Source organism: Mycobacterium sp. NPDC051804, assembly GCF_044452905.1.
Taxonomy (GTDB): Bacteria; Actinomycetota; Actinomycetes; order Mycobacteriales; family Mycobacteriaceae; genus Mycobacterium.
Window position 1 is genome coordinate 123,900 of record NZ_JBITCD010000002.1, and the last position, 26,684, is coordinate 150,583.

At 65.8% G+C, this 26,684-nt stretch carries 31 protein-coding genes; 17 read left to right on the forward strand and 14 right to left on the reverse strand.

The features are described from left to right. Genes ACIA48_RS06230 through ACIA48_RS06255 form a run of 6 tightly spaced genes read left to right on the forward strand, consistent with a single transcriptional unit; the run spans position 1 to position 5,798 of the window. Positions 1–279, forward strand: coding sequence for a HypC/HybG/HupF family hydrogenase formation chaperone (locus ACIA48_RS06230; RefSeq protein WP_396728784.1), 279 nt, complete (start codon positions 1–3; stop codon positions 277–279). Beyond that, positions 276–2,591, forward strand: a complete 2,316-nt coding sequence (gene hypF / locus ACIA48_RS06235) for a carbamoyltransferase HypF (protein ID WP_396728786.1) — start codon at positions 276–278, stop codon at positions 2,589–2,591. The genes ACIA48_RS06230 and hypF overlap by 4 nt, the downstream gene beginning before the upstream one ends. Positions 2,592–2,607: 16 nt before the next feature. After that, positions 2,608–2,922, forward strand: a complete 315-nt coding sequence (locus tag ACIA48_RS06240) for a HypC/HybG/HupF family hydrogenase formation chaperone (RefSeq protein ID WP_396728788.1) — start codon at positions 2,608–2,610, stop codon at positions 2,920–2,922. Between the two features lie 4 nt (positions 2,923–2,926). After that, positions 2,927–4,027 (forward strand): hydrogenase formation protein HypD, encoded by a 1,101-nt coding sequence (gene hypD / locus ACIA48_RS06245; RefSeq protein ID WP_396728790.1) that lies wholly within the window; start codon positions 2,927–2,929, stop codon positions 4,025–4,027. Further along, a complete protein-coding gene (hypE, locus tag ACIA48_RS06250; RefSeq protein WP_396728792.1) occupies positions 4,020–5,099 on the forward strand; it encodes a hydrogenase expression/formation protein HypE in 1,080 nt (359 codons plus the stop codon). Before hypD ends, hypE begins: the two co-directional genes overlap by 8 nt. Next, positions 5,100–5,798: a DUF6390 family protein gene (locus ACIA48_RS06255; RefSeq protein WP_396728794.1), complete on the forward strand. Its 699-nt coding sequence runs from the start codon at positions 5,100–5,102 to the stop codon at positions 5,796–5,798. It begins immediately after the preceding gene. Between the two features lie 18 nt (positions 5,799–5,816). Here the strand turns inward: ACIA48_RS06255 and ACIA48_RS06260 are convergent, their stop codons facing one another. Both ACIA48_RS06260 and ACIA48_RS06265 read right to left on the reverse strand, forming a co-directional pair. Beyond that, positions 5,817–6,011 carry a DUF3046 domain-containing protein gene (locus tag ACIA48_RS06260; protein WP_396728796.1) on the reverse strand — a complete coding sequence of 65 codons (195 nt, stop codon included), beginning with the start codon at positions 6,009–6,011 and terminating at the stop codon, positions 5,817–5,819. 9 nt (positions 6,012–6,020) lie between these two features. After that, a complete protein-coding gene (locus ACIA48_RS06265) occupies positions 6,021–7,193 on the reverse strand; it encodes a glycosyltransferase (RefSeq protein WP_396728798.1) in 1,173 nt (390 codons plus the stop codon). Between the two features lie 41 nt (positions 7,194–7,234). Here ACIA48_RS06265 and ACIA48_RS06270 point away from each other — a divergent pair, with 41 nt between their 5' ends. Both ACIA48_RS06270 and ACIA48_RS06275 read left to right on the forward strand, forming a co-directional pair. Then, positions 7,235–7,675, forward strand: a complete 441-nt coding sequence (locus ACIA48_RS06270) for a limonene-1,2-epoxide hydrolase family protein (RefSeq protein ID WP_396728800.1) — start codon at positions 7,235–7,237, stop codon at positions 7,673–7,675. A gap of 30 nt (positions 7,676–7,705) precedes the next feature. Further along, positions 7,706–8,122 carry a DUF5313 domain-containing protein gene (locus tag ACIA48_RS06275; RefSeq protein WP_396728802.1) on the forward strand — a complete coding sequence of 139 codons (417 nt, stop codon included), beginning with the start codon at positions 7,706–7,708 and terminating at the stop codon, positions 8,120–8,122. Here ACIA48_RS06275 and ACIA48_RS06280 read toward each other — a convergent pair. The 4 genes from ACIA48_RS06280 to pgsA all read right to left on the reverse strand — a co-directional run bounded on the left by ACIA48_RS06280 (position 8,119) and on the right by pgsA (position 10,960). Then, positions 8,119–8,883 carry a hypothetical protein gene (locus tag ACIA48_RS06280; RefSeq protein WP_396730643.1) on the reverse strand — a complete coding sequence of 255 codons (765 nt, stop codon included), beginning with the start codon at positions 8,881–8,883 and terminating at the stop codon, positions 8,119–8,121. The genes ACIA48_RS06275 and ACIA48_RS06280 overlap by 4 nt on opposite strands. A 72-nt stretch (positions 8,884–8,955) precedes the next feature. Beyond that, on the reverse strand, positions 8,956–9,774 hold the full coding sequence (gene pspA, locus ACIA48_RS06285) for a phage shock protein PspA (RefSeq protein WP_396728804.1): 819 nt from the start codon (positions 9,772–9,774) through the stop codon (positions 8,956–8,958). Positions 9,775–9,902: 128 nt separating this feature from the next. Continuing rightward, a complete protein-coding gene (gene clgR, locus ACIA48_RS06290) occupies positions 9,903–10,235 on the reverse strand; it encodes a transcriptional regulator ClgR (RefSeq protein ID WP_396728806.1) in 333 nt (110 codons plus the stop codon). 128 nt (positions 10,236–10,363) lie between these two features. Then, entirely contained in the window at positions 10,364–10,960 is a 597-nt protein-coding gene (gene pgsA / locus ACIA48_RS06295; protein ID WP_396728808.1) for a CDP-diacylglycerol--glycerol-3-phosphate 3-phosphatidyltransferase, read from the reverse strand. 41 nt (positions 10,961–11,001) lie between these two features. Between pgsA and ACIA48_RS06300 the strand changes: the two genes are divergently transcribed. Then, the gene (locus tag ACIA48_RS06300; protein ID WP_396728810.1) at positions 11,002–11,511 is read left to right on the forward strand and encodes an amino-acid N-acetyltransferase; all 510 of its coding nucleotides are present in this window, start codon (positions 11,002–11,004) and stop codon (positions 11,509–11,511) included. Here the strand turns inward: ACIA48_RS06300 and ACIA48_RS06305 are convergent. Further along, the gene (locus ACIA48_RS06305; protein WP_396728811.1) at positions 11,508–13,967 is read right to left on the reverse strand and encodes a DNA translocase FtsK 4TM domain-containing protein; all 2,460 of its coding nucleotides are present in this window, start codon (positions 13,965–13,967) and stop codon (positions 11,508–11,510) included. The genes ACIA48_RS06300 and ACIA48_RS06305 overlap by 4 nt on opposite strands. A 98-nt stretch (positions 13,968–14,065) precedes the next feature. On the opposite strand from ACIA48_RS06305, the gene ACIA48_RS06310 reads away from it, so the two are divergent. The 3 genes from ACIA48_RS06310 (at position 14,066) to ACIA48_RS06320 (ending at position 15,723) form a co-directional block, all read left to right on the forward strand. Beyond that, the gene (locus tag ACIA48_RS06310) at positions 14,066–14,515 is read left to right on the forward strand and encodes a DUF2834 domain-containing protein (protein ID WP_396728813.1); all 450 of its coding nucleotides are present in this window, start codon (positions 14,066–14,068) and stop codon (positions 14,513–14,515) included. An 81-nt stretch (positions 14,516–14,596) separates the two neighbouring features. Beyond that, the gene (locus ACIA48_RS06315) at positions 14,597–14,911 is read left to right on the forward strand and encodes a putative quinol monooxygenase (RefSeq protein ID WP_396728815.1); all 315 of its coding nucleotides are present in this window, start codon (positions 14,597–14,599) and stop codon (positions 14,909–14,911) included. Further along, positions 14,911–15,723 (forward strand): mycofactocin-coupled SDR family oxidoreductase, encoded by an 813-nt coding sequence (locus tag ACIA48_RS06320; protein ID WP_396728817.1) that lies wholly within the window; start codon positions 14,911–14,913, stop codon positions 15,721–15,723. Before ACIA48_RS06315 ends, ACIA48_RS06320 begins: the two co-directional genes overlap by 1 nt. 72 nt (positions 15,724–15,795) lie before the next feature. Here the strand turns inward: ACIA48_RS06320 and ACIA48_RS06325 are convergent, their stop codons facing one another. The 3 genes from ACIA48_RS06325 to thyX are packed head-to-tail and all read right to left on the reverse strand — an operon-like array spanning position 15,796 to position 19,155. Next, on the reverse strand, positions 15,796–17,475 hold the full coding sequence (locus ACIA48_RS06325; RefSeq protein WP_396728819.1) for a ribonuclease J: 1,680 nt from the start codon (positions 17,473–17,475) through the stop codon (positions 15,796–15,798). Continuing rightward, a complete protein-coding gene (dapA, locus tag ACIA48_RS06330) occupies positions 17,475–18,377 on the reverse strand; it encodes a 4-hydroxy-tetrahydrodipicolinate synthase (RefSeq protein WP_396728821.1) in 903 nt (300 codons plus the stop codon). Before dapA ends, ACIA48_RS06325 begins: the two co-directional genes overlap by 1 nt. A gap of 25 nt (positions 18,378–18,402) precedes the next feature. Then, entirely contained in the window at positions 18,403–19,155 is a 753-nt protein-coding gene (thyX, locus tag ACIA48_RS06335; protein WP_396728823.1) for an FAD-dependent thymidylate synthase, read from the reverse strand. Between the two features lie 130 nt (positions 19,156–19,285). On the opposite strand from thyX, the gene ACIA48_RS06340 reads away from it, so the two are divergent. Continuing rightward, complete coding sequence (locus tag ACIA48_RS06340; protein WP_396728825.1) at positions 19,286–19,585, forward strand: DUF4193 domain-containing protein; 300 nt, start codon at positions 19,286–19,288, stop codon at positions 19,583–19,585. 35 nt (positions 19,586–19,620) lie between these two features. Beyond that, on the forward strand, positions 19,621–20,208 hold the full coding sequence (locus ACIA48_RS06345; protein ID WP_396728827.1) for a nucleoside deaminase: 588 nt from the start codon (positions 19,621–19,623) through the stop codon (positions 20,206–20,208). Here ACIA48_RS06345 and ACIA48_RS06350 read toward each other — a convergent pair. The 4 genes from ACIA48_RS06350 to ACIA48_RS06365 are packed head-to-tail and all read right to left on the reverse strand — an operon-like array spanning position 20,201 to position 23,541. Then, positions 20,201–20,950 carry an alpha/beta hydrolase gene (locus tag ACIA48_RS06350; RefSeq protein ID WP_396728829.1) on the reverse strand — a complete coding sequence of 250 codons (750 nt, stop codon included), beginning with the start codon at positions 20,948–20,950 and terminating at the stop codon, positions 20,201–20,203. The two genes, ACIA48_RS06345 and ACIA48_RS06350, sit on opposite strands and share 8 nt — an antisense overlap. A gap of 54 nt (positions 20,951–21,004) precedes the next feature. Next, a complete protein-coding gene (locus ACIA48_RS06355) occupies positions 21,005–22,216 on the reverse strand; it encodes a winged helix-turn-helix domain-containing protein (protein ID WP_396730644.1) in 1,212 nt (403 codons plus the stop codon). A 31-nt stretch (positions 22,217–22,247) separates the two neighbouring features. Continuing rightward, the gene (locus tag ACIA48_RS06360; protein ID WP_396728831.1) at positions 22,248–22,733 is read right to left on the reverse strand and encodes a dihydrofolate reductase; all 486 of its coding nucleotides are present in this window, start codon (positions 22,731–22,733) and stop codon (positions 22,248–22,250) included. Between the two features lie 7 nt (positions 22,734–22,740). After that, positions 22,741–23,541, reverse strand: coding sequence for a thymidylate synthase (locus ACIA48_RS06365; RefSeq protein WP_396728833.1), 801 nt, complete (start codon positions 23,539–23,541; stop codon positions 22,741–22,743). Between the two features lie 42 nt (positions 23,542–23,583). On the opposite strand from ACIA48_RS06365, the gene ACIA48_RS06370 reads away from it, so the two are divergent. The 3 genes from ACIA48_RS06370 (at position 23,584) to ACIA48_RS06380 (ending at position 26,636) form a co-directional block, all read left to right on the forward strand. Next, entirely contained in the window at positions 23,584–24,321 is a 738-nt protein-coding gene (locus ACIA48_RS06370; RefSeq protein WP_396728835.1) for a dienelactone hydrolase family protein, read from the forward strand. Positions 24,322–24,363: 42 nt separating this feature from the next. Then, on the forward strand, positions 24,364–25,281 hold the full coding sequence (locus ACIA48_RS06375; RefSeq protein WP_396728837.1) for an HpcH/HpaI aldolase/citrate lyase family protein: 918 nt from the start codon (positions 24,364–24,366) through the stop codon (positions 25,279–25,281). 68 nt (positions 25,282–25,349) lie between these two features. Further along, positions 25,350–26,636: an HNH endonuclease signature motif containing protein gene (locus tag ACIA48_RS06380; RefSeq protein ID WP_396728839.1), complete on the forward strand. Its 1,287-nt coding sequence runs from the start codon at positions 25,350–25,352 to the stop codon at positions 26,634–26,636. Positions 26,637–26,684: the final 48 nt, after the last annotated feature.

Sequence of the window (26,684 nt, forward strand, 5' to 3'; positions counted from 1 at the left end):
ATGTGTCTGGGAATCCCGGGGCAGGTCGTCAGGATGCTGGAGGGTTACGGCGATCAGCTGGCTCTGGTCGACGTCGCGGGCGAGAACCGCAAGGTGAACATCGGCATGCTGCCCGAGGAGACGTTCGACGCGGGCGACTGGGTCATCATCCACATGGGCTTCGTCGTCGAGAAGACCGACAAGGCTGGTGCCGACGCCGCAATGGCGGGCCTGGAGTTGATGGGCAGGGGCCCCGAACCCCGAGGTGAGTCGGGTCAAGTTCCTGAGGCGTTCCCATGACCGCCAGGCGCAGGCTCCGTGTCATCGTGCAGGGCGTCGTTCAGGGGGTGGGATTCCGGCCCTTCGTCTACGCGAGTGCCGTGGCATCGGGCCTGTCCGGATCCGTGCGCAACGACAGTTCCGGCGCCGTCATCGAGGTCGAGGGTGATCCCCGCCAGATCGACCACTTCCTCACGCGTCTGCACGACGATCCGCCGCCCCTGGCCGTCGTGGAATCGATCGAGACCCGAGACATCGCCGTGGTCGGCGGTACCGGTTTCACCATCGGGGATTCGTCACGATCAGCGGGGAGTCGCACGCTGGCCTCCCCCGACGTGGCCATGTGTGTCGAATGTGCCGCCGAGCAGTGTGATCCGACGAACAGGAGGTACCGGCACGCATTCATCAACTGCACGAATTGCGGCCCGCGGTTCACCATCATCGCCTCACTACCTTATGACCGCGCATCAACGGCGATGGCGGCCTTCACGATGTGCGCTGAGTGCGCCGCCGAGTACCACGACCCCGCCGATCGGCGATTCCACGCCCAACCCGTGTGCTGTCAGCAATGCGGCCCCACGGTGCGCTACCGAGACCGTGACGGCCGATCGAGCGATTCGGAAGCTGCAGTACAGCGGGCACGGCGACTACTGAGCAATGGCGGCATCATCGCAGTCAAGGGCGTCGGTGGGTACCACCTCGCGTGCGATGCCGCCAACGAGCAGGCGGTGGCAGAACTACGCGCGCGAAAGCGGCGCGGCGACAAGCCCTTCGCGGTCATGGTGGCGGACCTCACGACTGCGCGCACCATCGCCGAGATAGACGAGGGGTCGGCACGCCTGCTGTCGGGTGCTCAGCGGCCAATCGTGCTGATGCCTCGGCGGGAGCCTGCCGCGCTGGCGCAGGCCGTGGCCCCGCACAATCCGGACCTCGGGGTCATGCTCGCGTACACACCTCTGCACGCGCTGCTGTTCGGGCTACCGGGAGACGAGCCCGGGCCTGCCGCACTGGTGATGACCTCCGGCAACCTCGGCGGAGAGCCGATCTGCTTCACAGACAGCGATGCACAGGAACGACTTTCGCAACTGGCCGATGCCTGGCTGCTGCACGACCGGGAGATCCTGGTCCCGTGCGACGACTCCGTGGTGCGGGTCGTGTGCGTCGGCGGTTCCGACAGTGAAGTCCACTACAGCGAACTACCGATCAGGCGCTCCCGCGGATACGCTCCGCTACCCGTCGCGCTACCGGTGGCCCTGCCGCCAACCCTGGCAGTCGGCGCCGACCTCAAGAACACGCTGGCCGTTGCCGAAGGAAAGTACGCCTGGCTCAGTCAGCACATCGGAGACATGGATGACATGTCCACGTTATCGGCGTTCGACGCGGCGCGACATCACCTGCAGTCGCTCACCGGAGTGGAACCGGACGTGCTGATCGCCGATGCCCATCCGCTGTACCGGTCGACGGCCTGGGCGCACCGAAACGCCGCAGGCCGGCCGGTGCGGACGGTTCAGCACCACCACGCTCATATCGCCTCGGTCATGGCCGAGAACGGTTTGGACGGATCACAGCCGGTACTCGGATTCGCCTTCGACGGAACCGGTTACGGGCCCGACGATGCCGTGTGGGGTGGCGAGGTGCTGCTCGCCGACTACAAGGGATATCGGCGACTTGCGCACCTCAAGTACGTGTCGTTGCCCGGCGGCGACGTCAGTGTGCTGCGACCGTATCGCATGGCGCTGGCGCATATGTGGGCCGCGGGATTGGCCTGGGATCCGGATCTGGCACCCGTGCGTGCGTGCCCAAACGACGAGCAACGCGTGCTGGCCCACCAACTCGAGACCGGCCTCGGTTGCGCGCCGACGTCCAGCATGGGACGGCTGTTCGACTCGGTCGCGGCGTTGCTCGATGTCCGCCAGGTCGTCGCGTACGAGGCGCAGGCGGCCATCGAGCTCGAGGGGCTGTCGCGTGATATCGCCTGTGGCACAGCCACTTACCAATTCGACATCGACCTCGACCACGTGCCGGCATCGATCGACACGGCACCGGTCGTCGCCGCCGTCATCACCGACGTTCGATCCGGCGTCGCAACAGGTGTGATCGGCGCCCGATTCCATCAGGCGGTGGCGGATCTGATCGTTCGACTGGCCACCACCGTGGTGACCGAAGCGCCGATAGTCGCGTTGTCGGGCGGCGTGTTTCAAAACGCTTTTCTGCTGCGCCTGACTATACGCGGCTTGCAGGACAAGGGATTCGACGCGATCACCCACCGCTTCGTGCCACCGAACGACGGCGGCGTCGCACTGGGCCAACTGCTGGTGGGGAACTCGTCATGAGGAAAGGAGACCGCAGATGTGCTTAGCGGTACCGGGGAGAATTGTGAGCATCGAAGATCGAGACGGCACCCTGATGTCCGTCGTCGATTTCGGCGGCATCAAGAAGGATGTCTGCCTCGAGTACATCCCTGACGCGGAAGTCGGCCAATACGTCGTCGTCCATGTCGGTTTCGCGCTCCAGCGACTCGATGAGGAATCCGCTCAGCGGACGCTCGCCGAATTCGAACACCTCGGGGTCCTCAAGGAGGAGTTCACCGACGGCTTCGAACTCGCCGCCCAGCAGGCCGGCCTCGACAACCCCGCCAAGACCAACGGAACTTCAGAGAGGTGAGGTCATGAAATATCTGGATGAGTTCAGCGATCCACAACTCGCCCGCCATCTGGTCGACGAGATCAAGGCCGCTACCAGTCAGCGGTGGTCGATCATGGAAGTATGCGGCGGACAGACACATTCGATCATCCGACACGGAATAGACCAGCTATTGCCGGATACCATCGAGATGATCCACGGGCCAGGATGCCCGGTATGCGTAACACCATTGGAGATCATCGACAAAGCGCTGGAGATCGCGTCACGCCCCGATGTGATCTTCTGTTCGTTCGGCGACATGTTGCGGGTTCCGGGCAGTGAGATTGACCTGTTTCAGGTCAAGAGCCGCGGAGGCGACGTGCGGGTGGTGTACTCCCCACTGGACGCGCTCAAGGTCGCGAAGGAAAATCCCGCCAAGCAGGTGGTGTTCTTCGGCATCGGCTTCGAGACCACCGCGCCCGCCAATGCGATGACCGTATATCAGGCCAAACGACTTGCCATCGAGAACTTCTCACTGTTGGTATCCCATGTTCTCGTGCCACCGGCGATCTCGGCGATCATGGAATCGCCGACGTGCCGGGTGCAGGCTTTCCTGGCCGCCGGGCACGTCTGCACCGTCATGGGGACCGAGGAGTATCCGCCGCTGTGCGACAAGTACGACATTCCGATTGTCGTCACAGGGTTCGAACCGCTCGACATTCTCGAAGGCATTCGGCGCACCGTGCTGCAGCTGGAATCGGGTCGTCATGAACTGGAGAATGCCTACCCACGGGCAGTGCAGGCAACAGGAAATTCCGCGGCCAAGGCGATGCTGCTCGATGTCTTCGAGGTGACCGACCGCGGATGGCGCGGCATCGGCGTGATCCCGAACAGCGGCTGGCGGCTCTCTAACGCGTACCGCGATTACGATGCCGAGCACCGCTTTTCCGTCACCGATATTCACACCGAGGAGTCATCGGTGTGCCGATCCGGCGAGGTGCTCCAGGGGCAGATCAAGCCGCACGAGTGCGCAGCGTTCGGCACGCTGTGTACGCCCCGCAATCCGCTCGGCGCCACGATGGTGTCCTCGGAGGGGGCGTGCGCCGCCTACTACCAATACCGGCGCCTGGAGCTGTCGAATGCCTGAGACCCCCGCCGAGGCCACCACCGGCATCGACTTGGAAACCTGGGTTTGTCCTGCTCCCCTGCGCAATTCACCGAACGTCGTGATGGGGCACGGCGGTGGTGGGGCGATGTCGGCCGAACTCATCGAGCACCTCTTCCTGCCCGCGTTCGGTCCCGCAGCCGACGCGGGTATGGGCGATTCCGCGGTGGTGAAGGTCGGCAATGTGCGGCTGGCGTTCTCGACTGATTCGTTCGTGGTCAAACCGCTGATGTTCCCGGGTGGCACGATCGGCGATCTCGCGGTGAACGGCACCGTCAACGATCTGGCGATGGCCGGCGCGCGGCCACTGGTGCTGTCGACGGCCTTCATACTCGAGGAGGGCACCCCACTCGATGAGCTCGCGCACGTCGCCCACACCATGGGAACCGCGGCGATGGCAGCAGGCATCAAGTTGGTGACGGGCGATACCAAGGTGGTCGATGCCGGCCACGGCGACGGTGTTTACATCAACACCGCCGGCATCGGGCTCGTCGACGAACGCGCCGATATCCGGCCGGTACGAGCCACCGAGGGCGATGTGGTGATCGTCAGCGGCGACATCGGGGTGCACGGTGTGGCGGTGATGAGCTGCCGAGAGGGATTGGAGTTCGGCACCACTGTCGCGAGCGACACCGCGCCGCTGCACGGACTTGTCGCCGCAATGATCGACACCGGTGCTGATATCCACATGCTGCGCGATCCGACCAGAGGTGGGGTCGCCGCAACTGTCAACGAGATCGCCAAGGCGGCCGGCGTCGGAATCTCGTTGGACGAATTGGCATTCCCGATACCCCCTGAAGTCCGCGACGCCTGCGGCCTTCTGGGCCTGGACCCGCTCTACGTAGCCAACGAAGGCAAGCTGCTGGCGTTCGTCCCACCCGCGGACGCCGACCGGGTTCTCGCTGCCATGCGCGCGCACCCGCTCGGCGCTCATGCGGCGGTCATCGGCCACTGCGTCAGCGAGAACCCCGGCATGGTGTCCGCGAAGACCGCGCTTGGCGGTACCCGTGTCGTCGATCTGCCCATCGGCGAACAACTACCACGGATCTGCTGAATGAGCGGGCACGAGACTTTCGCCTGCTATGCCTTCCCGCCGAACGAACTGGGCTATTGCGGACCCGCCGATGTTGCTCACACGGAACTCGCATCGCATGCGCGTGAGTTCGATGGCGCGTGGCCGTATCTGCAGATCATCGCCGATGCCGCCGGGGTTTCGGACCCGCTTGACGAGGACGTCGTGCGCAACTACTGGGTCGGAGGCCCACTGCTGGAAAAGGTCGACCCAACCGAACTGTTATCTCGACTGCGTCGCGCGTTCACCGGCCAGGTCACCGGACTGCTGGGCGATTTGACGGGCTCGGCGCACCCGTTGGCGCACCACAGTTTTCACGTCTTCGTCGTCTACCCGTGGATCCGGTTCCTGGATCGTGATCCGACGACGCCACTACGGGTCATGCAAGACTGCCGGATTCGTTGGGGCACAGTCTCCTCCGTCACGGGCGACCACGCCGAGATCGTGTCTCGCCCGCTGTCGTTGGATGCCGGCGTGTTGGTGCTGGGAGGTCCGCGCGCCGAAACCGTGCGGTGGGCCAAGAACGGTCAGTCGCTGGCTTCGCCGCCAAGAGTCGGGGAAACGGTATCGGCGCACTGGGACTGGGTGTGCGGATCCCTGAGCGATGCGGAATCAAGTGCCCTCGCCGAGGCGACGCAGGCGACACTCGACCTGGTGAACGCCGTCAGAAGCCGGGACTGAGTCCCCGAGGCCAGAACCTCACCACTGATCGCGTGGGACGTCGAAGTCAGCGCACAACGCCCGCCAGACTTCCCGCGGATCGACGCCGTCCTCGATGGCCTGCAGGGACGTGCGCCCACCGAGGCGTGTGAGCACATGGTCGACGAGCAGCGACCCGCCACGCACCGACCCGAACTGGCCCTCGACGAGCTCGTTGAATTCCGTCAACCGCACGAGCCCAACCTACGCTGACGCCGCCAACGCTTCATGGCACACCCGTACCGGATCGTCGACACCCGCCACGGAGGCGCCTGCTTGCCGCGCCGCCTCCCGGTAGCTCGGAGACGACAGCACCTCACGCGCCGCCGCCCCCAGCGCCGCCCCGGTCAACGGGCGCACCAGTGCGGCACTGCCCTGGCGCACAACGCGATTGGAAATTTCCCATTGATCTCCACCGCCGGGCACCACCACCAGCGGTACGCCCGCCAGCAGCGACTTGGACACAATGCCATGTCCGCCACCGCAGATCACCACGTCGGCGTTCGACAGCAGTACATCCTGACGGCCGAGCCCGACCGCCGCCCACGGTGGAACCGGACCGTCAAGACTTCCCAGCTGCGACACCACGACGCGCGACCCCTCTGGCAGCACCTCCCCCGGCGTCAGCGTCTCCAGGGCGAGCTCGGCGAGGCCGCGGGCACCCGTCGTCGCCGTGGAGGGCGCGACCACCACGACGGGACCGGAGCCCGGCGGAATCGCCAGCTCAGACGACGTCGGCTCGAAGTGCAGCGGCCCGACGATAACGGCCTCGGGCGGCCAGTCCGGACGCGGCATCTCGAGCGCGGGCAGCGTGGCGATCAGCCGTCGTCGCGGACCGGGATCGGCTGCAGGCAAACCGATTTCGACTCGGGCCGCCTCGCGCTGCCGCAGCCCCTGCCGCCACGACCGGGCCGACATCGCGCGCAGCACGGCATCGCGGACCTTGCCGCGGATTCCCACGCCTGGCGCCAGCCCGCTGCCGATCGGCGGAAGTCCCTTCGACGGCCGATACAGCGGCTGAGGGTTGAGTTCGACCCACGGTAGCCCCTGCAGCTCGGCCGCGAACGCGCCTGCGACGGTGATCACGTCGGACACCACCAGGTCCACGGCGAGATCTGTCAGTTGCGGCCCGTTGAGCACCGCCATCCGCGCAGCGCGCTGATTGATCTTGGCCCCGGCATCGGCGTCGTCGTCACCCTCGACCACGTCCAGGCCGAGGAGTTCGACCGCATCGACCCCAGCCTCGTGCGCCGTCGCCAGCCACCTGGTGCCGGTCAAAAGGGTTGGTGAATCTCCGTTGGCCAGAAAGCGAAGGCACAGCGCAAGGGCTGGAAAGGCGTGCCCGGGATCGGGTCCGGCAATGACCGCGACGCGCATTGGGCCTACCATGCCACAGCGCCGCCCCATAGGCTGAGGGCATGACCGACCAGGCTTCGCCAGTGAGATCTGACCTTGACAATGTCCGCGCGGTGGAGACGTTCCTCTACGCCATGCAGGACGAGGACTTCGACACCGTCGACCGCTTGATGGCCGACAACATCGAATGGCAGAACGTCGGGTTTCCCACCATCCGTGGCCGCGAGCGAATCGTCGGCATGATGCGCCGGGGCGAAGGCCGCCTGGGCTTCGAGGTGAAGATTCACCGGATCGCCGCCGAGGGCAATGCGGTGCTCACCGAGCGTACCGACGCCCTGGTCTTCGGACCCGTGCGCATTCAGTTCTGGGTGTGCGGAACGTTCGAGGTGCACGCGGGCCGAATCACCCTGTGGCGGGACTACTTCGATTCGCTGGACTTCCTGAAGGGGACGGTCCGCGGGATCGCCGCGACGGTGTTCCCGTCCCTACGCGCGACGATGTAGCCTGCGCGATTGCTACCATTCGGGCGCGATATGAGCACCGAATCCGCACGCACCCGGCCGAACATCGTCGAATACATCGGCTACTGCTACGGCCGGGCGCTCCCCGCCTCAATGCACGACTGGGTGCACAACGACCTGGCGGGCAAGGGCGCGACGGTGCGCATGATGATCCGCGTCTTCATTCCGGCGTTCGTGATCCTGATCCCGTTCTGGTTCATCCCGACCACCCTGGACGTGCACCTGTCGATGACGCTGCCGATCCTGATCCCGTTCGTGTTTTTCTCTCACGCACTCAACAAGGTCTGGCGCAGGCACATGCTGCGCAAACACGGTCTGGATCCGAACCTGGTCGACGCGCTCTCCCGGCAGAAGAACGCCCACGTCCACGAGGCATACATCGAGCGCTATGGCCCCCGGTCAGGGCCGTCGAGTTCGCACGACGTCTAGGCGCGGCGCAGGTGTCCGAGTTCGTCGAAGGCCTGCGCCCAGCCGAGGAGTCGATCGGTCGCGTTCGACAACTCGTTGCGGTAGCGCTGCTGCGTCATCGGTGAGCTCGACATCGATCCGGTGTTGGCCGCCGACACCAATTGCGCTGCCGCGGTCACCATCTCGTTGTACTGGCGGGCGCCCTGGTCCAGCTGTGCGGTGAACGCCTGAATCGTCGGGACCAAATGCGCCCGCGATTGCGGCGCCGAACTGATCGTGCGCTCCATCGATATCACCTCGTTGGCGGTCGCGGTCATCGTGGCGGCGGTTTGGTTGGCCGCGGCGGTCAGCTCGCGAAGCTCGTCGGCAGGCAGCATCCGGCCGCGCTCCATCACTCCGAGCAGCGAGAACAGGCCGCGTTCAGAGGCCGCCAGCGCGGCCATCGGCTGGCGTGCCGCCGAACCCCACGCCGGAAGCCGGCGGGCTGTGCGAGATCGCTGAGGCGGCAACGGTTCACCGCGTAGCCAGCGGTAGCGCAGGAACGACAGCGTCGCTAGGAACGCGGCGCCGACCGCGATCGGGGCCGGGATGAACAGTGCCCAAAACGGCGTGTCCCACGCCGATAGCAGGCCGGTGACACCGATCCAGAACACCGACGACACCGTGAAGAACACGGCGAGGCGCAGAGCCCACCGTCGCTTGCGCAACAATTTCGCGCGCGGATCCGCAGCGGCGTTGAGCTTTTCGGCCAGCACATCGGACCACTCCGCTGCGGTATCCATACCGCGCTGCGCCAACGAACGCCAGGCCTCCGGTCCACTCGCTCGCGAATTCACACCTATACCTCACAGAAGTTACTGCGACAGCGGATTTTCCGGTGTCGCCTGGGGATTGGTGGCCGGTGCCGCAGGAGTGGTGGGCGCGGCGGCGGCACCACCGGCGGGCAGCTGCTCACCGCGCATCGACGCGCGGATCTGCTCGAGCCGGGAGTGCCCTGCCATCTGCACGCTGGCCGACTGCACCTCCATCATCCGGCCTTGCACCGAGTTCTGCGCCAGCTCGGCCGAACCGATGGCGTTGGCGTAGCGGCGTTCGATCTTGTCGCGGACCTCGTCGAGACTTGGCGTGCTGCCGGGCGCGGCCAGTTCGCTCATCGACCGCAACGACGCGCTGACCTGCTCCTGCATCTTGGCCTGCTCGAGTTGGCTCAGCAGCTTGGTGCGCTCCGCGATTTTCTGCTGCAGCATCATCGCGTTCTGTTCGACGGCCTTCTTCGCCTGGCCGGCAGCCTGCAGGGCCTGATCGTGCAGAGACTTGAGGTCCTCGACACTCTGCTCCGAGGTCACCAGTTGCGCGGCGAACGCCTCGGCGGCATTGGTGTACTCGGTGGCCTTGGCGGCATCGCCGGCGGCGGTTGCCTGATCCGCGAGTGTCAACGCCTGACGGACATTGACCTGGAGCTTCTCTATGTCGGCAAGCTGACGGTTGAGCCGCATCTCCAGCTGACGCTGGTTGCCGATGACCTGGGCCGCCTGCTGCGTCAACGCCTGGTGCTGGCGCTGGGCCTCCTCGATGGCCTGCTGGATCTGCACCTTTGGGTCGGCGTACTCATCAACCTTGGAGCTGAACAGCGCCATCAGGTACTTCCACGCCTTGGTGAACGGATTGGCCATCGGTTCGTTCCGCCTTCGTGTGTGTCGTTGTCTCGGCTCTGGAGTCTCGGCCTTGGGCCGCCGGCTAGCCGTGCAGCCCAATCTATCGGGTCGGCGACCCTTGTCGCACCTACACCGACGCCAGCTTTCTAGGCCACGGCCATCGACACAACCTGCGGAATGACGACCTTGGTCGAGGCGTCGATGTTCGCCGCGCCGATCGATTCGCGCTCGAACGCGGCGAGTTCCTTGCGGCCCATCTCGTCGCCTGCCTCGAAGAGCACCCGCGACAGCGGCACGTCCAGCGCGCTGCAGATGGCGCTGAGCAACTCGCTCGAGGCTTCCTTGCGGCCACGTTCCACCTCGGACAGATAACCGAGGCTCACGCGGGCGGAATCGGACACCTCGCGCAGGGTGCGGCCCTGCTCGGTGCGGGCACGGCGCAGCACGTCGCCGATCACCTCGCGCAGCAATGCCGTCATGCGTGCTCCCCTTTCGAGAGGTCCGTCGCTGGGCTTTGTATTAGGGCAACGCCGCAGGCATCCGGGTGGTTCCCGGTTTGCGCAGATCTCTGTCATCGACGGCGAAACCGCAGGAAGGGGGCTTGAACTCAGGTGGTGGCGAGGCGTGCGCGCGAATCCCGGATGGCCGAAATGACGTAGTCGATTCCGGTGAGCACAGTCAGGATCACGGCCGCCCACATCACCACCCAGGCCCCGGTGAGCCAGGGGCCCGACAGCGGCAACACGAACAGACCGATGGCCACACCCTGGACGAGGGTCTTCAGCTTTCCGCCGCGGCTGGCCGGGATGACACCGTGGCGCAGGACCGCGAAGCGAAGCACAGTGATGCCGATCTCGCGCGTCATGATCACCACGGTCACCCACCACGGCATCTCGCCGAGCATCGAGAGACCGATCAAAGCCGCGCCGATGAGGGCCTTGTCGGCGATCGGATCGATCAGCGTGCCGAATTCGGTGACCATCCCGTAGCTGCGGGCAAGCGCGCCGTCGAACCGGTCCGTGATCACCGCAACCGTGAACACGATGAATGCGGCTATCCGCCAGAACGTTTCGTGTCCGTCAGCGACGAACAGGACCACCAGGAACACCGGAACCAACGCCAGTCGGATACCGGTGAGCACGTTCGCGATGTTCGCCACCCGGGCACGCGGCACCACAGGATCGGTCGTGTGTTCGCCCGGCACCGCAACAGAATATCGGTTGCTCTGACCGATACTCTCCACGTGTGAGCGCAGATCCCGCACAGGTCGCCATTCGGCGCGCCAGAACGTCGGATGTGCCCGCCATGAAGGCTCTCGTCGACATCTACTCGGGCAAGATCCTTCTGGAGAAGAACCTGGTGACGCTCTACGAGGCCGTCCAGGAATTCTGGGTGGCCGAACTCGACGGCGAACTGATCGGTTGCGGCGCGTTGCACGTGCTGTGGTCAGACCTGGGTGAAGTGCGCACCGTGGCGGTACATCCGAAGGTCAGAGGTCAAGGGGTCGGGCACGCGATCGTCGACCGCCTCCTCGACGTGGCCAGGGACCTGCATCTGCAACGCATCTTCGTGCTGACGTTCGAGGTCTCGTTCTTCAGCCGCCACGGCTTCAAGGAGATCGACGGAACCCCGGTCACGGCCGAGGTCTACGAGGAAATGTGCCGCTCGTATGACACCGGCGTGGCCGAGTTCCTCGACTTGTCGTACGTCAAGCCGAACATTCTGGGTAACACCCGAATGCTGTTGACGCTCTAGAAATCCGGTTCGTCGTCGTCTCCCGCGTCGCCGCCGCGAATCAGCATCAGCGTGCCGGCCAGCTCGTCGGGCTTGACCAACACCTCGCGCGCCTTGGACCCTTCGCTGGGGCCGACGATGTTGCGCGTCTCCATCAGGTCCATCAGCCGGCCGGCCTTCGCGAAGCCCACCCGCAGCTTGCGCTGCAGCATCGACGTCGAACCGAATTGGCTGGACACCACCAGCTCGACCGCCTGTAGGAACACGTCCATGTCGTCGCCGATGTCCGGGTCGACGTCGGTGCGCTCACTGGTGGTCTTCGCAGCGGTGACGCCTTCGGTGTATTCCGGCTCTGCCTGGGACTTCGTTGCCTCGACGACCGCGTGGATCTCCTCGTCGGTGATGAACGCACCCTGCAGGCGGAGCGGCTTGTTCGCACCCATCGGCAGGAACAGCCCGTCACCCATACCGATCAGCTTCTCGGCACCCTGTTGGTCGAGGATGACGCGGCTGTCTGTCAGCGACGAGGTCGCGAACGCCAACCGCGACGGCACGTTGGTCTTGATCAGACCGGTGACGACGTCCACCGAGGGCCGCTGCGTGGCCAGCACCAGGTGGATACCTGCGGCGCGGGCCTTCTGCGTGATGCGCACGATGGCGTCCTCGACGTCGCGGGGCGCCGTCATCATCAGGTCGGCGAGCTCGTCGACGATCGCGAGGATGTAGGGATAGGGCTTGTACTCGCGCTGGCTCCCCAGCGGAGCGGTGATCTCCCCGGACCGGACCTTCTTGTTGAAGTCGTCGATGTGGCGCACGCGCGACGCCTGCATGTCCTGGTAACGCTGCTCCATCTCCTCGACCAGCCACGCCAGCGCCGCCGCTGCCTTCTTCGGCTGCGTGATGATTGGGGTGATCAGATGCGGAATGCCTTCATAGGGCGTCAGTTCCACCATCTTCGGATCGATCAGGATCATCCTGACCTCTTCGGGAGTCGCACGCGCCAGCAGCGACACGAGCATCGAGTTGACGAAGCTCGACTTACCCGAGCCGGTCGAACCGGCCACCAGCAGGTGCGGCATCTTGGCGAGGTTCGCCGAGATGTACTCGCCCTCGATGTCCTTTCCGAGGCCGATCACCAAGGGGTGGTGGTCGCTACGGGTGCCCGGATCGGTCAAAACATCTGCCAGCCGGACCATTTCACGATCGGTGTTGGGCACCTCGATGCCGACGGCGGACTTGCCAGGGATCGGCGCGAGCATCCGGACGCTCTCGGTGGCGACCGCGTAAGCGATATTGCGTTGCAACGCAGTGATTTTCTCGACCTTGACGCCGGGGCCGAGCTCGACCTCGTAACGCGTGACCGTCGGGCCGCGCGTGCAGCCGGTCACTGAGGCGTTCACCTTGAACTGCTCGAGCACCTCGGAGATCGCCTCGATCATTCGGTCGTTGCCCGCGCTGCGCCGCTTTGGCGGATCGCCCGCGATCAGCAGGTCCAGGGAGGGCAACGTGTACGGACCATCCACGACGCGGTCGACGATCTTTGGCTTGGCCGCCTTCTTCTTGCGCGTCCTGGCGGTGGGCTCGGGAATCGTCGGCGTCTCGTCCTCGATCGGATAGTTCTCCATCGGGGTACCGGAAGGCCAGACCGTCGCCTGGTCGTCGCCGTATCCCGCGGGGTCGTCGTAGTAGCCGTCGGAGAAGTCGTCGGAGTCGGCGGCGACGGCGGGTTCCTCGTCGTCGTAATACTCGTCATCGTCGTAGTACTCGCCGCGGAATGAGCGGGTGGACCACATGCTCCGCACGGTGTCGGGCACCTCGCGGATCGTCGTGCCGGTCACCAGTAGCAAGCCGAACAGCGCGCCGATCACCAGCAGCGGCATCGCGATCCATGCCGTCAGACCGTCGGAGAGCGGACCACCGATGGCGAAGCCGATGAAGCCCGCGGCATGCTGGCGCGCGACGGGGTCAGCCGGCGATCCCGCCCACAGATGCCACAGTCCGAGGACGGGCAGCACGATCATCGTCGTGCCGAGGATCAGCCGTGGCCGGGCTTCGGGGTCGGGTTCTGTGCGCATCAGCACGACGGCGGCGGCAGCCATCCCGATCGGCAACAGCGCGACCGAGGAACCGATGAGCACCCGCAAGAACGTGTCGATCCACGCACCGACGGGCCGCGCCGCGTCGAACCAGGAGCTGGCGGCGATCACCACAGCGATGCCGAGCAGCGCCAGAGCGATGCCGTCGCGGCGGTGGCCGGGCTCGAGCTCGCGGGCCCGGCCCACGGACCGGGCCGTCGACCCGGCGCCCTTCGCCAGCATCAGCCAGCCCGCACGCACGCCACGACCCACGGTGGCGCCCGCCGACGAGACCGGCGAGGGCCCGCGCCGCGGTGCCGGCTTCCGCTTCTGGGGAGCCCGCGCGCCGGACTTTGACCTGCTAGAACGGCTGCCGGAACGCGCGGCGGTCTTACTAGGCATGCCTGTAAGACTAGTCGCAATAGCCCCATAATCACCATCAGCCACACGGGTCACAGAAAGGTATCAATCACGGACCCGGCACGTCATACCGTGCCCGCATGAGTGAAACGACCCAGGTCGGGGGGCTTCCGACCACTAGCAAAGTGCTCTGCGGCGTATATGCCCTGGTCGCGGTCGGTGCCCTGGTCGCCACCTGGAGCCAGAATCTGGCGTATGTCGACAGCGAGAACTTCCTTCTGGCGTTCGCCAACGACCTCAGGGTCACGCCGGCGTCGCGGTCGATCACCGTCGATCTGTTCCTTCTGGGCGTGCCCCTGGCAATCCTGATGGTGGCGGAAGCGAGAAAGCACGGCGTGAGATTCGTGTGGCTTTACTTGGCGGCGAGCGCAGTGACAGCCATCAGCGTCACTTTCCCGTTGTTCCTACTCGCCCGCGAACTGCGCATCGCCAAGACGGATCCGACACAACTGCGGACCGGTGATGCGATTGGCCTGACGGTCGTTTCCGTAGTGATGGCGGCGATCGTCGTGTGGGTCGATGTGGCCTGAGCGCCGGGTAGCCGAAATTTAGTTAGGTTCGCTGAGTAGGGTGTTCACGTCCGGCCAGCACTCACCGAGGAGTTCACGCCCATGCCCATCGTCGTCGTCGCAACCATGAAGGCAAAACCCGAGTCGGTGGACGCCGTCCGGGACGCGTGCAAGCAGGCCATCGAGGCGGTGCATTCCGAACCCGGCTGTGACCTCTACGCACTGCACGAGTCCGACGGCACCTTCGTCTTCGTCGAGCAGTGGGCCGACGCCGACGCGTTGACGGCCCACAGCCAGGCCCCGGCCGTCGCCACGCTGTTCGGCACCGTCGGCGAACTCCTCGACGGCGCACCGGACATCAAGATGCTGCAGCCGGTCGTCGGCGGCGATCCCTCGAAGGGTGCACTGCGTCCCTGATGGGCGTCCTCGACGGCAAGGTCGCGTTCATCACTGGCGCTGCCCGCGGTCAGGGTCGCGCCGAGGCGGTCAGGCTGGCCGCCGACGGCGCGAGCATCATTGCCGTGGACATCTGCGATCAGATCGCATCGGTGCCCTATCCCCTGGCGACGCCTGACGATCTCGCGCTGACCGTCAAGCTCGTCGAAGACACCGGCGCGCGAATCGTCGCGCAGCAGGCCGATGTTCGCGATCTGGACGCGCTGAAGAGTGCGCTGCGGGCCGCAATCGACGAACTCGGTCGCCTCGACATCGTGGTCGCCAACGCCGGTATCGCACCCATGCAATCGGGGCCGGAGGGCTGGCAGGACGTCATCGACGTCAACCTCACCGGCGTGTACCACACGGTCGAAGCGGCCAAGGCGATCCTGATCGAGCAGGGTGACGGCGGGTCGATCGTGCTCACCAGTTCCGTGGTGGGTCTGGTCGGGATGGGCAGCGAGGACCCCGGCGCCGTCGGGTACGTCGCTGCCAAGCACGGGATCGTCGGGCTGATGAGGCTCTACGCCAACCTGCTTGCCCAGCACAGCATTCGGGTCAACTCGGTGCATCCCGCTGGTGTCGACACCCCGATGATCAACAACGAGGCCACCCGGCAGTGGCTGGGCAGCATCGCCGAGAAGAGCCCGCAGGAGATGGGCAACGCGCTGCCGGTTCAGGTGCTGCAGCCAGAGGACATCGCGAACGCGGTGGCGTGGCTGGTTTCCGACGATGCGCGCTACATCACCGGCGTCGCGCTGCCCGTGGACGCCGGGTCGGTCAACAAACGCTGATCGATTCCGTGCCCCAAGCAGGGTGATCGCGTGCACCCAGTGCCGGGAATCAACCCGTCACGTGCGATGAGACTAGATCTCGATGACTGTGGGCACGATCATCGGCTGGCGGCGATAGGTCTCGCCGACCCACTTGCCGACCGCCCGACGAACCGCCTGGGCGATGCGGGTGACGTCGGTCACCTGTTCCGCGGCAAGGGCTTCCAGCGCTTCCTCGACCTTGCGCATGGCGGGCTCCAGCGACTTCGGATCCTCGGAGAAACCGCGCGAGTGCAGGTGCGCCGGAGCCGCCAACTTGCCGGTGCCACTTCGCAGCACCACCGTCACCCCGATGAAACCCGAAGACAGCGTGAGCCGTTCGCCGACGACCGTCTCGCCGACATCACCGGAGACAAGTCCATCGACGAACATCTTGCCCGTCGGCACCGCGCCGGAAACCGACGCCCGGCCGGCCACCAGATCGACACTGACACCGTTCTCGGCCAGCACAATGTTCTCCTCAGGCACCCCGGTGCGTGTCGCCAGCGCGGCGTTGGCACGTAGCATCCGCCAGGTGCCGTGCACCGGCATCACGTTGCGTGGCCGCACGCCGTTGTAGAGGAAGAGCAGTTCCCCGGCGTAGGCGTGTCCCGTGACATGCACGCGCACATGGGCGTTTGTCACCACACGGGCACCGATCTTGGCCAAGGCATCCAGGACTCCGAAGATCGCTTCCTCGTTGCCGGGTATCTGTGACGACGACATGATGATGAGATCGCCGGGCGTCAGCGTGATGCTGCGATGCTCACCGCGCGACATCCGCGACAGCGCCGCCATCGTTTCGCCCTGGGTACCCGTCGTCACGAGCACCACGCGCTCGGGCGCCATCATCTCCGCCGCACCGATGTCGATGATGTCGTCGTCGTTGGCGAGCGTCAGATAGCCCAGCTCTTTGGCGATCCCCATATTGCGGACCATCGACCGGCCGACGAACGACACCTTGCGACCCAGCGCGACCGCGGCATCGATGATCTGTTGCACGCGACCGACATTGGAGGCGAAGCAGGCCACGATGACCCGTCCTTGCGCCCCCCGCATCAGCCTGTGGATGTTCGGGCCGATCTCGCTCTCCGAGGGCCCGACGCCGGGGATTTCGGCGTTGGTCGAGTCGCACAGAAACAGGTCGACTCCGGAATCACCGAGCCGCGACATGCCCGGTAGATCGGTCGGCTTGCCGTCGGGCGGTGACTGGTCGAGCTTGATATCACCGGTGTGCAGCACGGTGCCAGCACCGGTGTGGATCGCGATGGCCAAACAACCCGGAATGGAGTGGTTGACGGCGAAGTACTCGCATTCGAAGACGCCGTGCGTCGAACTCTGGCCCTCGTCGACCTCCTCGAACACCGGCTTGATGCGGTGTTCGCGGCATTTCTCGTTCACCAGCGCCAGCGTGAACTTCGATCCGACCACCGGAATATCGGGACGCAGCTTGAGCAGGAACGGGATCGCCCCGATGTGGTCCTCGTGTGCGTGGGTGAGCACCAAGGCCTCCACGTCTTCGAGACGATCCTGGATGAGCCGAAGATCGGGCAGGATCAGATCGACGCCGGGCTCGTCGTGCGTGGGGAACAAGACACCGCAGTCGACAATCAGCAGTCGGCCCAGATGCTCGAATATCGTCATGTTGCGGCCGATTTCGCTGATCCCGCCCAGCGCGGTTACCCGCAGACCCCCTGGGGCCAGCGGCCCCGGCGGCGCGAGTTCTTCGTTCACTAGCGCAGCACCGTGGCAGCCCGCATATCCGCGGCCAGCGCCTCGATCTGATCCGGCGTGGCCGGCACTTGCGGCAGCCGCGGATTGCCGGCCTCGAAGCCCTGCAATCTCAGCCCCTCCTTGGCGAACGTCACGCCGCCCAGCCGCGCCTGTGCGTCGGCCAGCGGGCCGAGTGCGACGTTGATCTTGCGCGCAGTCGCGACATCGCCGGAGTTGAACGCCGACAACATGTCCCGCAGCTGGCTCGCCGCCACATGCCCCCACACGCTGATGAAGCCGACGGCGCCCATCGCCAGCCACGGCAGGTTCAGCGCATCATCACCCGAGTAGTACGCCAGCCCCGTCTCGGCGATGATCTGCCCACCGCCGTGCAGGTCGCCCTTGGCGTCCTTGATCGCCACGATGTTGGGATGGGTGGCCAGCGTGCGGATGGTGTCCCATTCGATCGGGATCGCCGACCGTGGCGGAATGTCGTAGAGCACCACGGGCAGTGGCGTGGCGTCCGCAACCGCGGTGAAGTGCGCGACCAGCCCGGCCTGCGGCGGACGCGAGTAATACGGCGTCACCACCAGCAGGCCGTGGGCGCCCTCGCCGTGGCACGCCCTCGCCAGCTCGATGCTGTGCTCGGTGTCGTAGGTCCCCGCGCCGGCGATGATGCGGGCGCGGTCCCCGACCGCCTCGAGCACCGCCCGCAGCAGCGTCAGCTTCTCGCCGTCTGTCGTCGTCGGCGACTCACCGGTGGTGCCGGACAGCACCAGGCCGTCGCAACCCGCGTCGACCAGGTGGGCCGCCAGCCGGACCGCGGTATCGGTGTCCAGGGTGCCGTCGGGCTTGAACGGCGTAGCCATCGCGGTCAGCACGGTGCCCAACTGGGCTGTCACGTCGAATCCGCCGGTACTCACGAACAGTGAGATTACTCGCTCGGCCTCACGCTTCTGTGGCTAGCGGGCTGGTTGCCACCTCTGTGCCGTCAGCCAGCGCATAGATCTCGAAGTCGGAGAACGCCTGCGGTGCGACGTCGATCAGTCGGCGCAGGCATTCGATGGCCAGCCGGCGAATCTCGATATCGGCGTGCTCGCTGGCGCGCATCGCGATGAAATGCCGCCATGCGCGGTAATTGCCGGTGACGACGATGCGCGTCTCGGTGGCGTTGGGCAGCACCGCCCGGGCGGCCTGCCTGGCCTGCTTACGTCGCAGCACAGCGTTGGGTTCATCGGCGAACTTCGCCTCCAGCCGGCCGAGCAGTTCCGTGTACGCGGCGCGGCCGGCGTCGGCGGCGGCTCTGAAGATCTCTTCAAGCTCGGGATCGTGTTCCATGCCTGGTGGCAGCACGACCTGGGAGTCGTGCTCGGGGACATAGCGCTGCGACAGTTGCGAAAAGGAGAAGTGGCGGTGCCGGATCAACTCGTGCGTGCAGGACCGCGAGATCCCGGTGATGTAGAAGGACACCGACGCGTGCTCGAGCACCGAAAAGTGCCCGACATCGATGATGTGCCGCAGATACGAGGCGTTGGTCGCGGTTCGCGGATTGGGCTTTGACCAGCTCTGATAGCACGCACGCCCGGCGAACTCGACCAGCGCGGGACCGCCGTCGGCATCCGTGCTCCACGGCACGTCAGACGGCGCGACGAACTCCGTCTTGGCGATCAGCTGTACGCGCAGCGGCGCGATCTCGGCCACGGCTCACCCTAACGTGAGCACCTCGTCGCAGTTGCGACTGACGTGCGCGTTTGGGCTTTGCGTCGGAGGGGAATTATGCGGTCCTCGGTTGGCGTTTAACGCAGCACCGGACTTGGAGGGAGAGTGGCGAATGCCCACTGACTACGACGCACCTCGGACGCAGAACACCGACGAAGGCGACCAGTCTCTGGAGGACATCGCCGCCCGTCGGCGTGACAAGGCCGATGTGGCGGTGCTCGATGTCGACGACGGCGATGCCGTCGACGCGATCGATCTGCCCGATGCCGATCTGTCGGGTGAAGAGCTCACCGTTCGGGTGATACCGAAGCAGGCCAACGAATTCACCTGCTCCAGTTGCTTCCTGGTGCACCACCGCAACCGGCTTGCGCTGCAGTCCGGTGACAGATTGGTCTGCGCCGACTGCGTCTGACCTTTTGTCGCCGACTTCGGCGCTAGGGTGACGCCATGGCAGGGCCGACCGTGGCATCGCGTCTTCTCGACGTCATGGAACGCGACATCCTGCCGATGACCGAGCGCGGTGTCGCGGCGGGCAACAAGGTGTTCGGCGCGGCGCTGCTTCGTAAATCGGATATGTCGCTCGTCCTGTGCGGCACCAATAGCGAAACCGACAACCCGCTGTTGCACGGCGAGATCAGCACCCTCAACCAGTTCTACGAAACGCCCGACCGGTCGCCCACCCGCGACCTCGTGTTTCTGTCGACCCATGAACCCTGCCCGCTGTGCCTGTCGGCCATCACGTGGGCGGGGTTCGACAATTTCTACTACTTCTTCACCTACGAGGATTCGCGCGACGCGTTCGGTATCCCCCACGACCTGAAAATCCTCGACGAAGTGTTCGGCGTCGAGGACGGAAACTACCGGCGCACCAATGCGTTCTGGACATGTCATTCGATCCGCGACCTCGTCGAGGCCGAGCCCGAACCGCTGCGCAGCCAGCTGCTCGACCAAGACCGGCGGATCCGCGACGTCTACGCCGGCCTGTCGCAGCAGTATCAGGACTCGAAGGCGGACAACGACATTCCGTTCAACTGACCGATTCGGTGACCCGCGCTTCGATCCACGCCATCACCGGCGGGGCCACCTGCGGCAGCGCCGAGTTCGCGACGATCCAGTGCGGCAGGTTCGGGTGGTGGTGCTCCTGGGCCGAGTAGCGGCGCGCGATACGACGAGAGATCCACGTGGCGACGTTGCGGTCGGCACCGCCGCTGACGCACAACACGGGGCACCGCACAGCTCGGGCGTCGACGCGGGTGTCGCGGCTGCCCAGGCTCATCGACCGGAAAACGTGCGCGGAGTCTGGGACAAATCCGTCGATGATGTCCTGCTGCTCTGGGGCGGGAAGCCCGAACAGCGGGACTGCGCGGAAGGTCTCGTCGGACGGCCGCACAGGTCGACCCTTGATGAGGTCCGGCATCAGCCGGAACAGGTGGGGTAACGACTTCAGCTGAGGCCACAGCACACCGGGCGGGACCGCCGCTAGCAGGACCAGGGCGTTCGGGTTGCGCGCTGCCGCGATGTGTTGCGCGATCAGACCCCCGATACTGTGACCGATCACGATCGGCGTTTCGTCCAACTCGTCGTATGCCGCGAGCGCGTGAGCGACGTAATCGGACAGCGTGACGCGGGACAGCAAGGCCATGTCGACCGGATCGTGCCCGGGCATCGCCGGGGTGTGGACGCGGTAGCCCGCGGATTCGAGCGTGCTCACCCAACCCGACAGCATGCCGGGGGTGCTGAAAAAGCTGTGCAGAAGGAGGATCGGCGGTTTCGACATGTCTTCATACTGACGGTGTTTGCGCGTCGAATCGATTACCCGCGAGGTAATGAATCAGTGGGCGAGCGCCCGCCGCAGCGGCGTTGCGAGGTCGCCCCGCTTGCCCACTGTCACGTCGGCCAGCCCCAGCCACGACGCCATGCTCTGCAACTGCAATGCCAGCTCCGGCGCCACCCGTGCCGGCTGCTCCCCCGCTTCGGTGAACGCCCCGACGACGTTCAGTGTCCCCTTCGCGCGATCGGCCTTCAGGTCGACACGTCCGACGAGCCTGCCGTCGAGCAGAAACGGCCACACGTAGTAGCCGAACTGGCGCTTGGGCGCGGGTGTGTAAATCTCTATGCGGTAATGGAATTGCCAAATGCGCTCCACCCGCGGCCGGAAGAAGATCAGCGGATCGAATGGGCATAGCAGTGCCGTGCCGCGGTCATTGCGAGGAATCTTCTGACCCGCAGGCATGTACGCCGGCGCACCCCAGCCGTCGACCTCGACCTCGTCCAGTTCCCCGTCGGCGACGAGCTTGGCGATCGCCGGTTTGGACAGTTTGGGCGACAACCGGAAATAGTCGCGAATGTCGGTCTCCGTCCCGATGCCGAGCGCACCGGCGGCGCGCAGCGTCAGCTCCCGCACCGCCTCGTCGTCGTCGACCTCCCTGGCGACCACCTCCGGCGGCAACACCCGATCGGTGAGGTCGTAGTGACGGGCGAACCCGATGCGGGTGGCGGTCGTCAACACGCCTGCCGACCACAACGCTTCGGTGACCCACTTCGTGTCGCTGCGGTCCCACCAGGGCCCCTTCTTGCCGGGACGTTCCTCGCCGACGTAGGTCTCGATCTGTCCCGCCGTCGACGGGCCGTGCCTGGCCACTGCGGCGACGATGTCATCGGCCAACCGCCGCCGCTTCTGCACGACCTCCGTCCGCCATCGGCCGTGTTGGTACTCGCGCATGCGCCACCGCATCAGCGGCCAGTCGTCGACCGCCATCAGCGCGGCCTCATGCGCCCAGTACTCGACGAGCAGCCGCGGCGAGCGTGCGCTGTGACTCCACGCCGCACGTTCGAGCACCTCACGGTCGTAGGGCCCGAGCCGGCTGAACACCGGCGCGTAGTGGGCCCGCACCGCGACCGATACCGAATCCAGTTGCAGCACTTGGATCCGCGAGACTAGCCGGCGCAAGTGTGCTCGCGTCACCGCCCCCGTCGGTCGTGGCTCGGCGAAACCTTGCGCCGCGACGGCAATCCGACGGGCTTGCGCGGGCGTCAGCACAATCTGCTCTTCGCGCAAGCGCTCATCGCCGCGCTCACGGCTTCACGTAGCTGAAGAACCGGTAGCGCAAACCGGAGGAGCTGGTCTGCCACTCCCCTTCGGTGCCTATCCACTGTTCATCCAGCGTGGGTGCCACCACGTCGCCGTCGTCGCGGGGCAGGTCGATCTCGACCTCGGTGACTTCGCATCGCGTCGCGAGCGGCAGCGCCAGCGCGTAGATCTGTGCACCGCCGATCACCCAGGTGATGTCGTCGATCAGAGCGTCCTGAAGCAGGGGAACCACGTGCGCGCCGTCGGCCATGTAGTCAGCTTGCCGGGTCACTACGACATTTTTTCGCCCCGGCAGCGGCCGCACCTTCGCCGGCAGTGACTCCCAGGTCAGCCGCCCCATCACGACGGTGCGTCCCATCGTGAGCTCTTTGAAGCGCGCCTGATCCTCGGGCACCCGCCACGGGATACCGCCGTCACGGCCGATGACACCAGTGGTCGACTGGGCCCAGATCAGCCCTACCCCGGACATGGCACAGTCATACAGCCACAGGCGCCTTGATCGCCGGATGCGGGTCGTAATTCTTGATCACGACGTCGTCGTAGGTGTAGTCGAAGATCGAATCACGCGGTGCGAGAACAAGTTCCGGATAGGGCCGCGCCTCGCGGCTCAGCTGTTCGGTGACCTGGTCGACGTGATTGTCGTAGATGTGGCAATCGCCGCCGGTCCAAATGAAGTCGCCCACCTCGAGGCCAGCTTGGGCGGCCATCATGTGGGTGAGCAGCGCATAGCTGGCGATGTTGAACGGCACCCCGAGGAACAGGTCGGCGCTTCGCTGATAGAGCTGGCAGCTGAGCCTGCCGTCGGCCACGTAGAACTGGAAGAACGCGTGGCACGGCGGCAGCGCCATCTGCGGGATCTCCCCGACGTTCCACGCCGAGACGATGTTGCGCCGCGAATCCGGATCCGACTTGAGAAGCTCGAGTGCGGCGCTGATCTGGTCGATGTGCTGGCCCGACGGAGTGGGCCACGATCGCCACTGCACACCGTAAACCGGGCCCAGATCGCCTGTCGGAGAGGCCCATTCGTCCCAGATCGTGACACCGTGCTCCTGCAGCCAGCGCACGTTCGAGTCGCCGCGCAGAAACCAGAGAAGTTCGTAGACGATCGACTTGGTGTGCACCTTCTTGGTGGTGAGCAGCGGAAATCCGGCCGCCAGGTCGTAGCGCATCTGGTGGCCGAAAAGGCTGCGGGTGCCGGTGCCGGTGCGGTCCGATTTCGGCGTCCCGCGCTCGAAGACCAGGCGAAGAAGGTCCTCATACGGGGTCGCGACCGGCACTCGGTCAGCTTACGTCCAGAGCGCAGGAGTAGAACCGAAGGCATGCCGACAATCACCGACTCCATCACGACCGCCGACGGGACCTCCCCGGTCACGCTGCACACCCCCGACGGCGATGGGCCGTGGCCCGGGATCGTCATGTACCCCGACGCCGGCGGTGTGCGCCAGACCTTCCGCGAGATGGGCGACCAGATGGCCGCCTATGGCTACGCCGTGCTGGTACCCGACGTCTACTACCGCGACGGCGACTGGGCCCCGTTCGAGATGGCGACGGTGTTCAGCGACGAGGACGAACGCAAGCGGCTGTTCTCGATGATCTCCAAGGTGACGCCGGACATCATGACCACCGACGCGGGCGCCTTCTTCGACTACCTGTCCGCGCGGCCGGAGGTCAGCGGCGAGGCGTTCGGTACCACGGGCTACTGCATGGGTGGGCGGACGTCGCTGGTGGTCGCGGGCCGCGTCCCGGAGCGGGTCGCCGCGGCGATGTCCTTCCACGGCGGCGGTCTGGCGGCCGACGATCCAGGGAGCCCGCACCTGCTCGCCGATCGGATGAAAGCGGCCGTCTACGTCGGCGGCGCGGAGAACGACGCGTCTTTCACCACCGACGCAGCCGAAACCCTGGACAAGGCGCTCACGGCGGCCGACGTCGAGCACACGATCGAGTGGTACGCCGCTGGCCACGGCTTCGCCGTACCGGACAACGGCCCCTATGACCAGGCGGCGGCCAAACGTCACTGGGACGCCATGGAATCGTTCTTCGGGACGCACCTGGGCTGACCCCCGTAGCGCCGGTGGGGCCGGGTGCGCCACGATAAGCGCATGGATCAGGCCACCGCAGAGCACCCGGATTCCGGCGAGGGATCGCGTATCGACCCGGTACTCGCGCGCAGTTGGCTGCTGGTCAACGGCGCGCAGTACGACCGCTTCGCGCCCGCGGCGGCGTCGCGCGCGGACATCGTCGTCCTCGACATCGAGGACGCGGTCGCCCCGAAGGACAAGCTGAGCGCCCGCGACAACGTGATCCGGTGGCTGAGCGAGGGCAACAGCGACTGGGTCCGCGTCAACGGGTTCGGCACGCCGTGGTGGGCCGACGATCTCGAGGCGCTGGGCAAGTTGTCGCCCGGCGGGGTGATGCTCGCGATGGTCGAGTCGGTCGACCACGTGACCGAAACGGCCAAGCGGCTGCCGAACGTACCGATCGTGGCGTTGGTGGAGACGGCGCGCGGACTCGAACGCATCACCGAGATCGCCGCCACCAAGGGCACGTTCCGGTTGGCGTTCGGCATCGGTGACTTCCGACGCGATACCGGCTTCGGAGACAACCCCACGACGCTGGCGTATGCGCGTTCGCGGTTCACGATCGCGGCCAAGGCGGCGCATCTCCCCAGCGCGATCGACGGCCCGACGGTCGGTTCGAGTGCACTGAAGCTCAGCGAGGCGACGGCGGTGTCCGCCGAGTTCGGGATGACGGGCAAGATCTGCCTGACGCCCGATCAATGCCCGACGGTGAACGAGGGACTTTCACCGTCGGCGGAGGAAATCAGTTGGGCCAAAGAGTTTTTCACCGAGTTCGAACGCGACGGCGGCGAGATCCGCAATGGCTCCGATCTGCCACGTATCGCGCGGGCCAACAAGATACTCGACCTCGCCCGCTCCTATGGCATCCACGAATCAACGTTCGATGACGTTGATGACCCGGCGCACATCCCCGCGCCGTCGGACACCTACCATTACTGAGCTTTTTCGTCCTTCGCGTCGTTCCTGTACGGCCGAAACTTGTCGGACCCTTTAGTTTTGATGGGGTCATGGCCGCTGTCCCATTGACCGACGCTCCGGTGATGGGTCCGAAGGACCGGCTGGCGGAGTGTTTCGAGGAACTGGGCGAGTTGATGGGCCAGCGCAATGTCATCGACGCCCGCATAGTCGAGGTTGTCGCGGAGATGGACCACGGCAGAATGTTGGGCATCACCGGGTGTCGCTCGATGTCGGCACTGGTGGCGTGGAAGACCGGCTCGACGTCGGCTCACGCTCAGACCATCGCCGCTATCGCGCATCGGCTGCCGGAGTTTCCGCGTTGTGTGCAAGGGATGCGCGAAGGGCGGCTGTCGCTGGATCAGGTCGGGGCCATCGCCAAGAAAGCCGCCACCGGATCCGATGAGCACTACGCCAAACTGGCCGAAGTCGCCACCGTCAGCCAACTCAACACCGCCCTCAAACTCGAACCACCCCTGCCCCCTGAACCCGACCCCTACCGCGAACCCGACCCCGCACCCAAACCCGAGCCCGAACTGCCGCCCCAGCTCACCAAAACCCACAGCGACGACCAGTACGTCTACTGGAAGATCAAACTGTCGCACCTCGATGCCGCGACGTTCGACGCCGCCGTGGCCTCCCAACTCGATGCCGCGATCGCCCAGTGGAAACGCGACCACGAAGACGGTGACCTGCTGCCGCAGCATCGGCCGCCGTTTCCCACCAAAGGTTCGGCGTTCATGGCGCTCGTCGAATCCGGCGCCGACGCCGACGCCGCGCGCCGCCCGCACGGCCAACACACCACCGTCGTGGTGCACCTCGATCTCAAAGACCAGATCGCGCAGCTACATTTGGGGCCGCTGCTCTCGCCGTCTGATCGCCAATACCTGACCTGTGACGCGACGTGTGAGGTGTGGTTCGAACGTGACGGCCAACCCCTCGGCGCCGGACGCACCACCCGCACCATCAGCCGGCGGCTGCGCCGCGCCCTGGAATACCGCCACCCCACGTGCGCGGTGCCCGGCTGCGCGGCCACCCGCGGACTGCACGCCCACCACATCCAGCACTGGGAAGACGGCGGGCACACCGAACTCGACAACCTCGTGCTGCTGTGCCCCTACCACCACCGCGCACACCACCGCGGCGAGATCACCGTCACCGGACCCGCACCCAACATCACCGTCACCGACACCCGCGGACGCACACTGACCTCCCAATCACTTGCCCGACCACCCAACCGACCCCCACCCGACGCACCGCCCTACCGCGGCCCCATCGGCGAACGCGCCCAATGGAAGTGGTACGACCCCTACGAACCCCAACCACCAACCACCAACTAGCCGCTCAAACCGGTAGGGCCATCGAAAGGGTCGTACGCAACCGTCGGC

What these genes read in the sequence shown, in the direction of transcription:
- ACIA48_RS06230 (WP_396728784.1), top strand. Translation starts at nt 1, where the DNA reads ATGTGTCTGGGAATCCCGGGGCAGGTCGTCAGGATGCTGGAGGGTTAC.
- hypF (WP_396728786.1), top strand. Translation starts at nt 276, where the DNA reads ATGACCGCCAGGCGCAGGCTCCGTGTCATCGTGCAGGGCGTCGTTCAG.
- ACIA48_RS06240 (WP_396728788.1), top strand. Translation starts at nt 2,608, where the DNA reads ATGTGCTTAGCGGTACCGGGGAGAATTGTGAGCATCGAAGATCGAGAC.
- hypD (WP_396728790.1), top strand. Translation starts at nt 2,927, where the DNA reads ATGAAATATCTGGATGAGTTCAGCGATCCACAACTCGCCCGCCATCTG.
- hypE (WP_396728792.1), top strand. Translation starts at nt 4,020, where the DNA reads ATGCCTGAGACCCCCGCCGAGGCCACCACCGGCATCGACTTGGAAACC.
- ACIA48_RS06255 (WP_396728794.1), top strand. Translation starts at nt 5,100, where the DNA reads ATGAGCGGGCACGAGACTTTCGCCTGCTATGCCTTCCCGCCGAACGAA.
- ACIA48_RS06265 (WP_396728798.1), bottom strand. Translation starts at nt 7,193, where the DNA reads ATGCGCGTCGCGGTCATTGCCGGACCCGATCCCGGGCACGCCTTTCCA.
- ACIA48_RS06270 (WP_396728800.1), top strand. Translation starts at nt 7,235, where the DNA reads ATGACCGACCAGGCTTCGCCAGTGAGATCTGACCTTGACAATGTCCGC.
- ACIA48_RS06275 (WP_396728802.1), top strand. Translation starts at nt 7,706, where the DNA reads ATGAGCACCGAATCCGCACGCACCCGGCCGAACATCGTCGAATACATC.
- ACIA48_RS06280 (WP_396730643.1), bottom strand. Translation starts at nt 8,883, where the DNA reads ATGGATACCGCAGCGGAGTGGTCCGATGTGCTGGCCGAAAAGCTCAAC.
- pspA (WP_396728804.1), bottom strand. Translation starts at nt 9,774, where the DNA reads ATGGCCAATCCGTTCACCAAGGCGTGGAAGTACCTGATGGCGCTGTTC.
- clgR (WP_396728806.1), bottom strand. Translation starts at nt 10,235, where the DNA reads ATGACGGCATTGCTGCGCGAGGTGATCGGCGACGTGCTGCGCCGTGCC.
- ACIA48_RS06305 (WP_396728811.1), bottom strand. Translation starts at nt 13,967, where the DNA reads ATGCCTAGTAAGACCGCCGCGCGTTCCGGCAGCCGTTCTAGCAGGTCA.
- ACIA48_RS06310 (WP_396728813.1), top strand. Translation starts at nt 14,066, where the DNA reads ATGAGTGAAACGACCCAGGTCGGGGGGCTTCCGACCACTAGCAAAGTG.
- ACIA48_RS06315 (WP_396728815.1), top strand. Translation starts at nt 14,597, where the DNA reads ATGCCCATCGTCGTCGTCGCAACCATGAAGGCAAAACCCGAGTCGGTG.
- ACIA48_RS06320 (WP_396728817.1), top strand. Translation starts at nt 14,911, where the DNA reads ATGGGCGTCCTCGACGGCAAGGTCGCGTTCATCACTGGCGCTGCCCGC.
- ACIA48_RS06340 (WP_396728825.1), top strand. Translation starts at nt 19,286, where the DNA reads ATGCCCACTGACTACGACGCACCTCGGACGCAGAACACCGACGAAGGC.
- ACIA48_RS06345 (WP_396728827.1), top strand. Translation starts at nt 19,621, where the DNA reads ATGGCAGGGCCGACCGTGGCATCGCGTCTTCTCGACGTCATGGAACGC.
- ACIA48_RS06350 (WP_396728829.1), bottom strand. Translation starts at nt 20,950, where the DNA reads ATGTCGAAACCGCCGATCCTCCTTCTGCACAGCTTTTTCAGCACCCCC.
- ACIA48_RS06360 (WP_396728831.1), bottom strand. Translation starts at nt 22,733, where the DNA reads ATGTCCGGGGTAGGGCTGATCTGGGCCCAGTCGACCACTGGTGTCATC.
- ACIA48_RS06370 (WP_396728835.1), top strand. Translation starts at nt 23,584, where the DNA reads ATGCCGACAATCACCGACTCCATCACGACCGCCGACGGGACCTCCCCG.
- ACIA48_RS06375 (WP_396728837.1), top strand. Translation starts at nt 24,364, where the DNA reads ATGGATCAGGCCACCGCAGAGCACCCGGATTCCGGCGAGGGATCGCGT.
- ACIA48_RS06380 (WP_396728839.1), top strand. Translation starts at nt 25,350, where the DNA reads ATGGCCGCTGTCCCATTGACCGACGCTCCGGTGATGGGTCCGAAGGAC.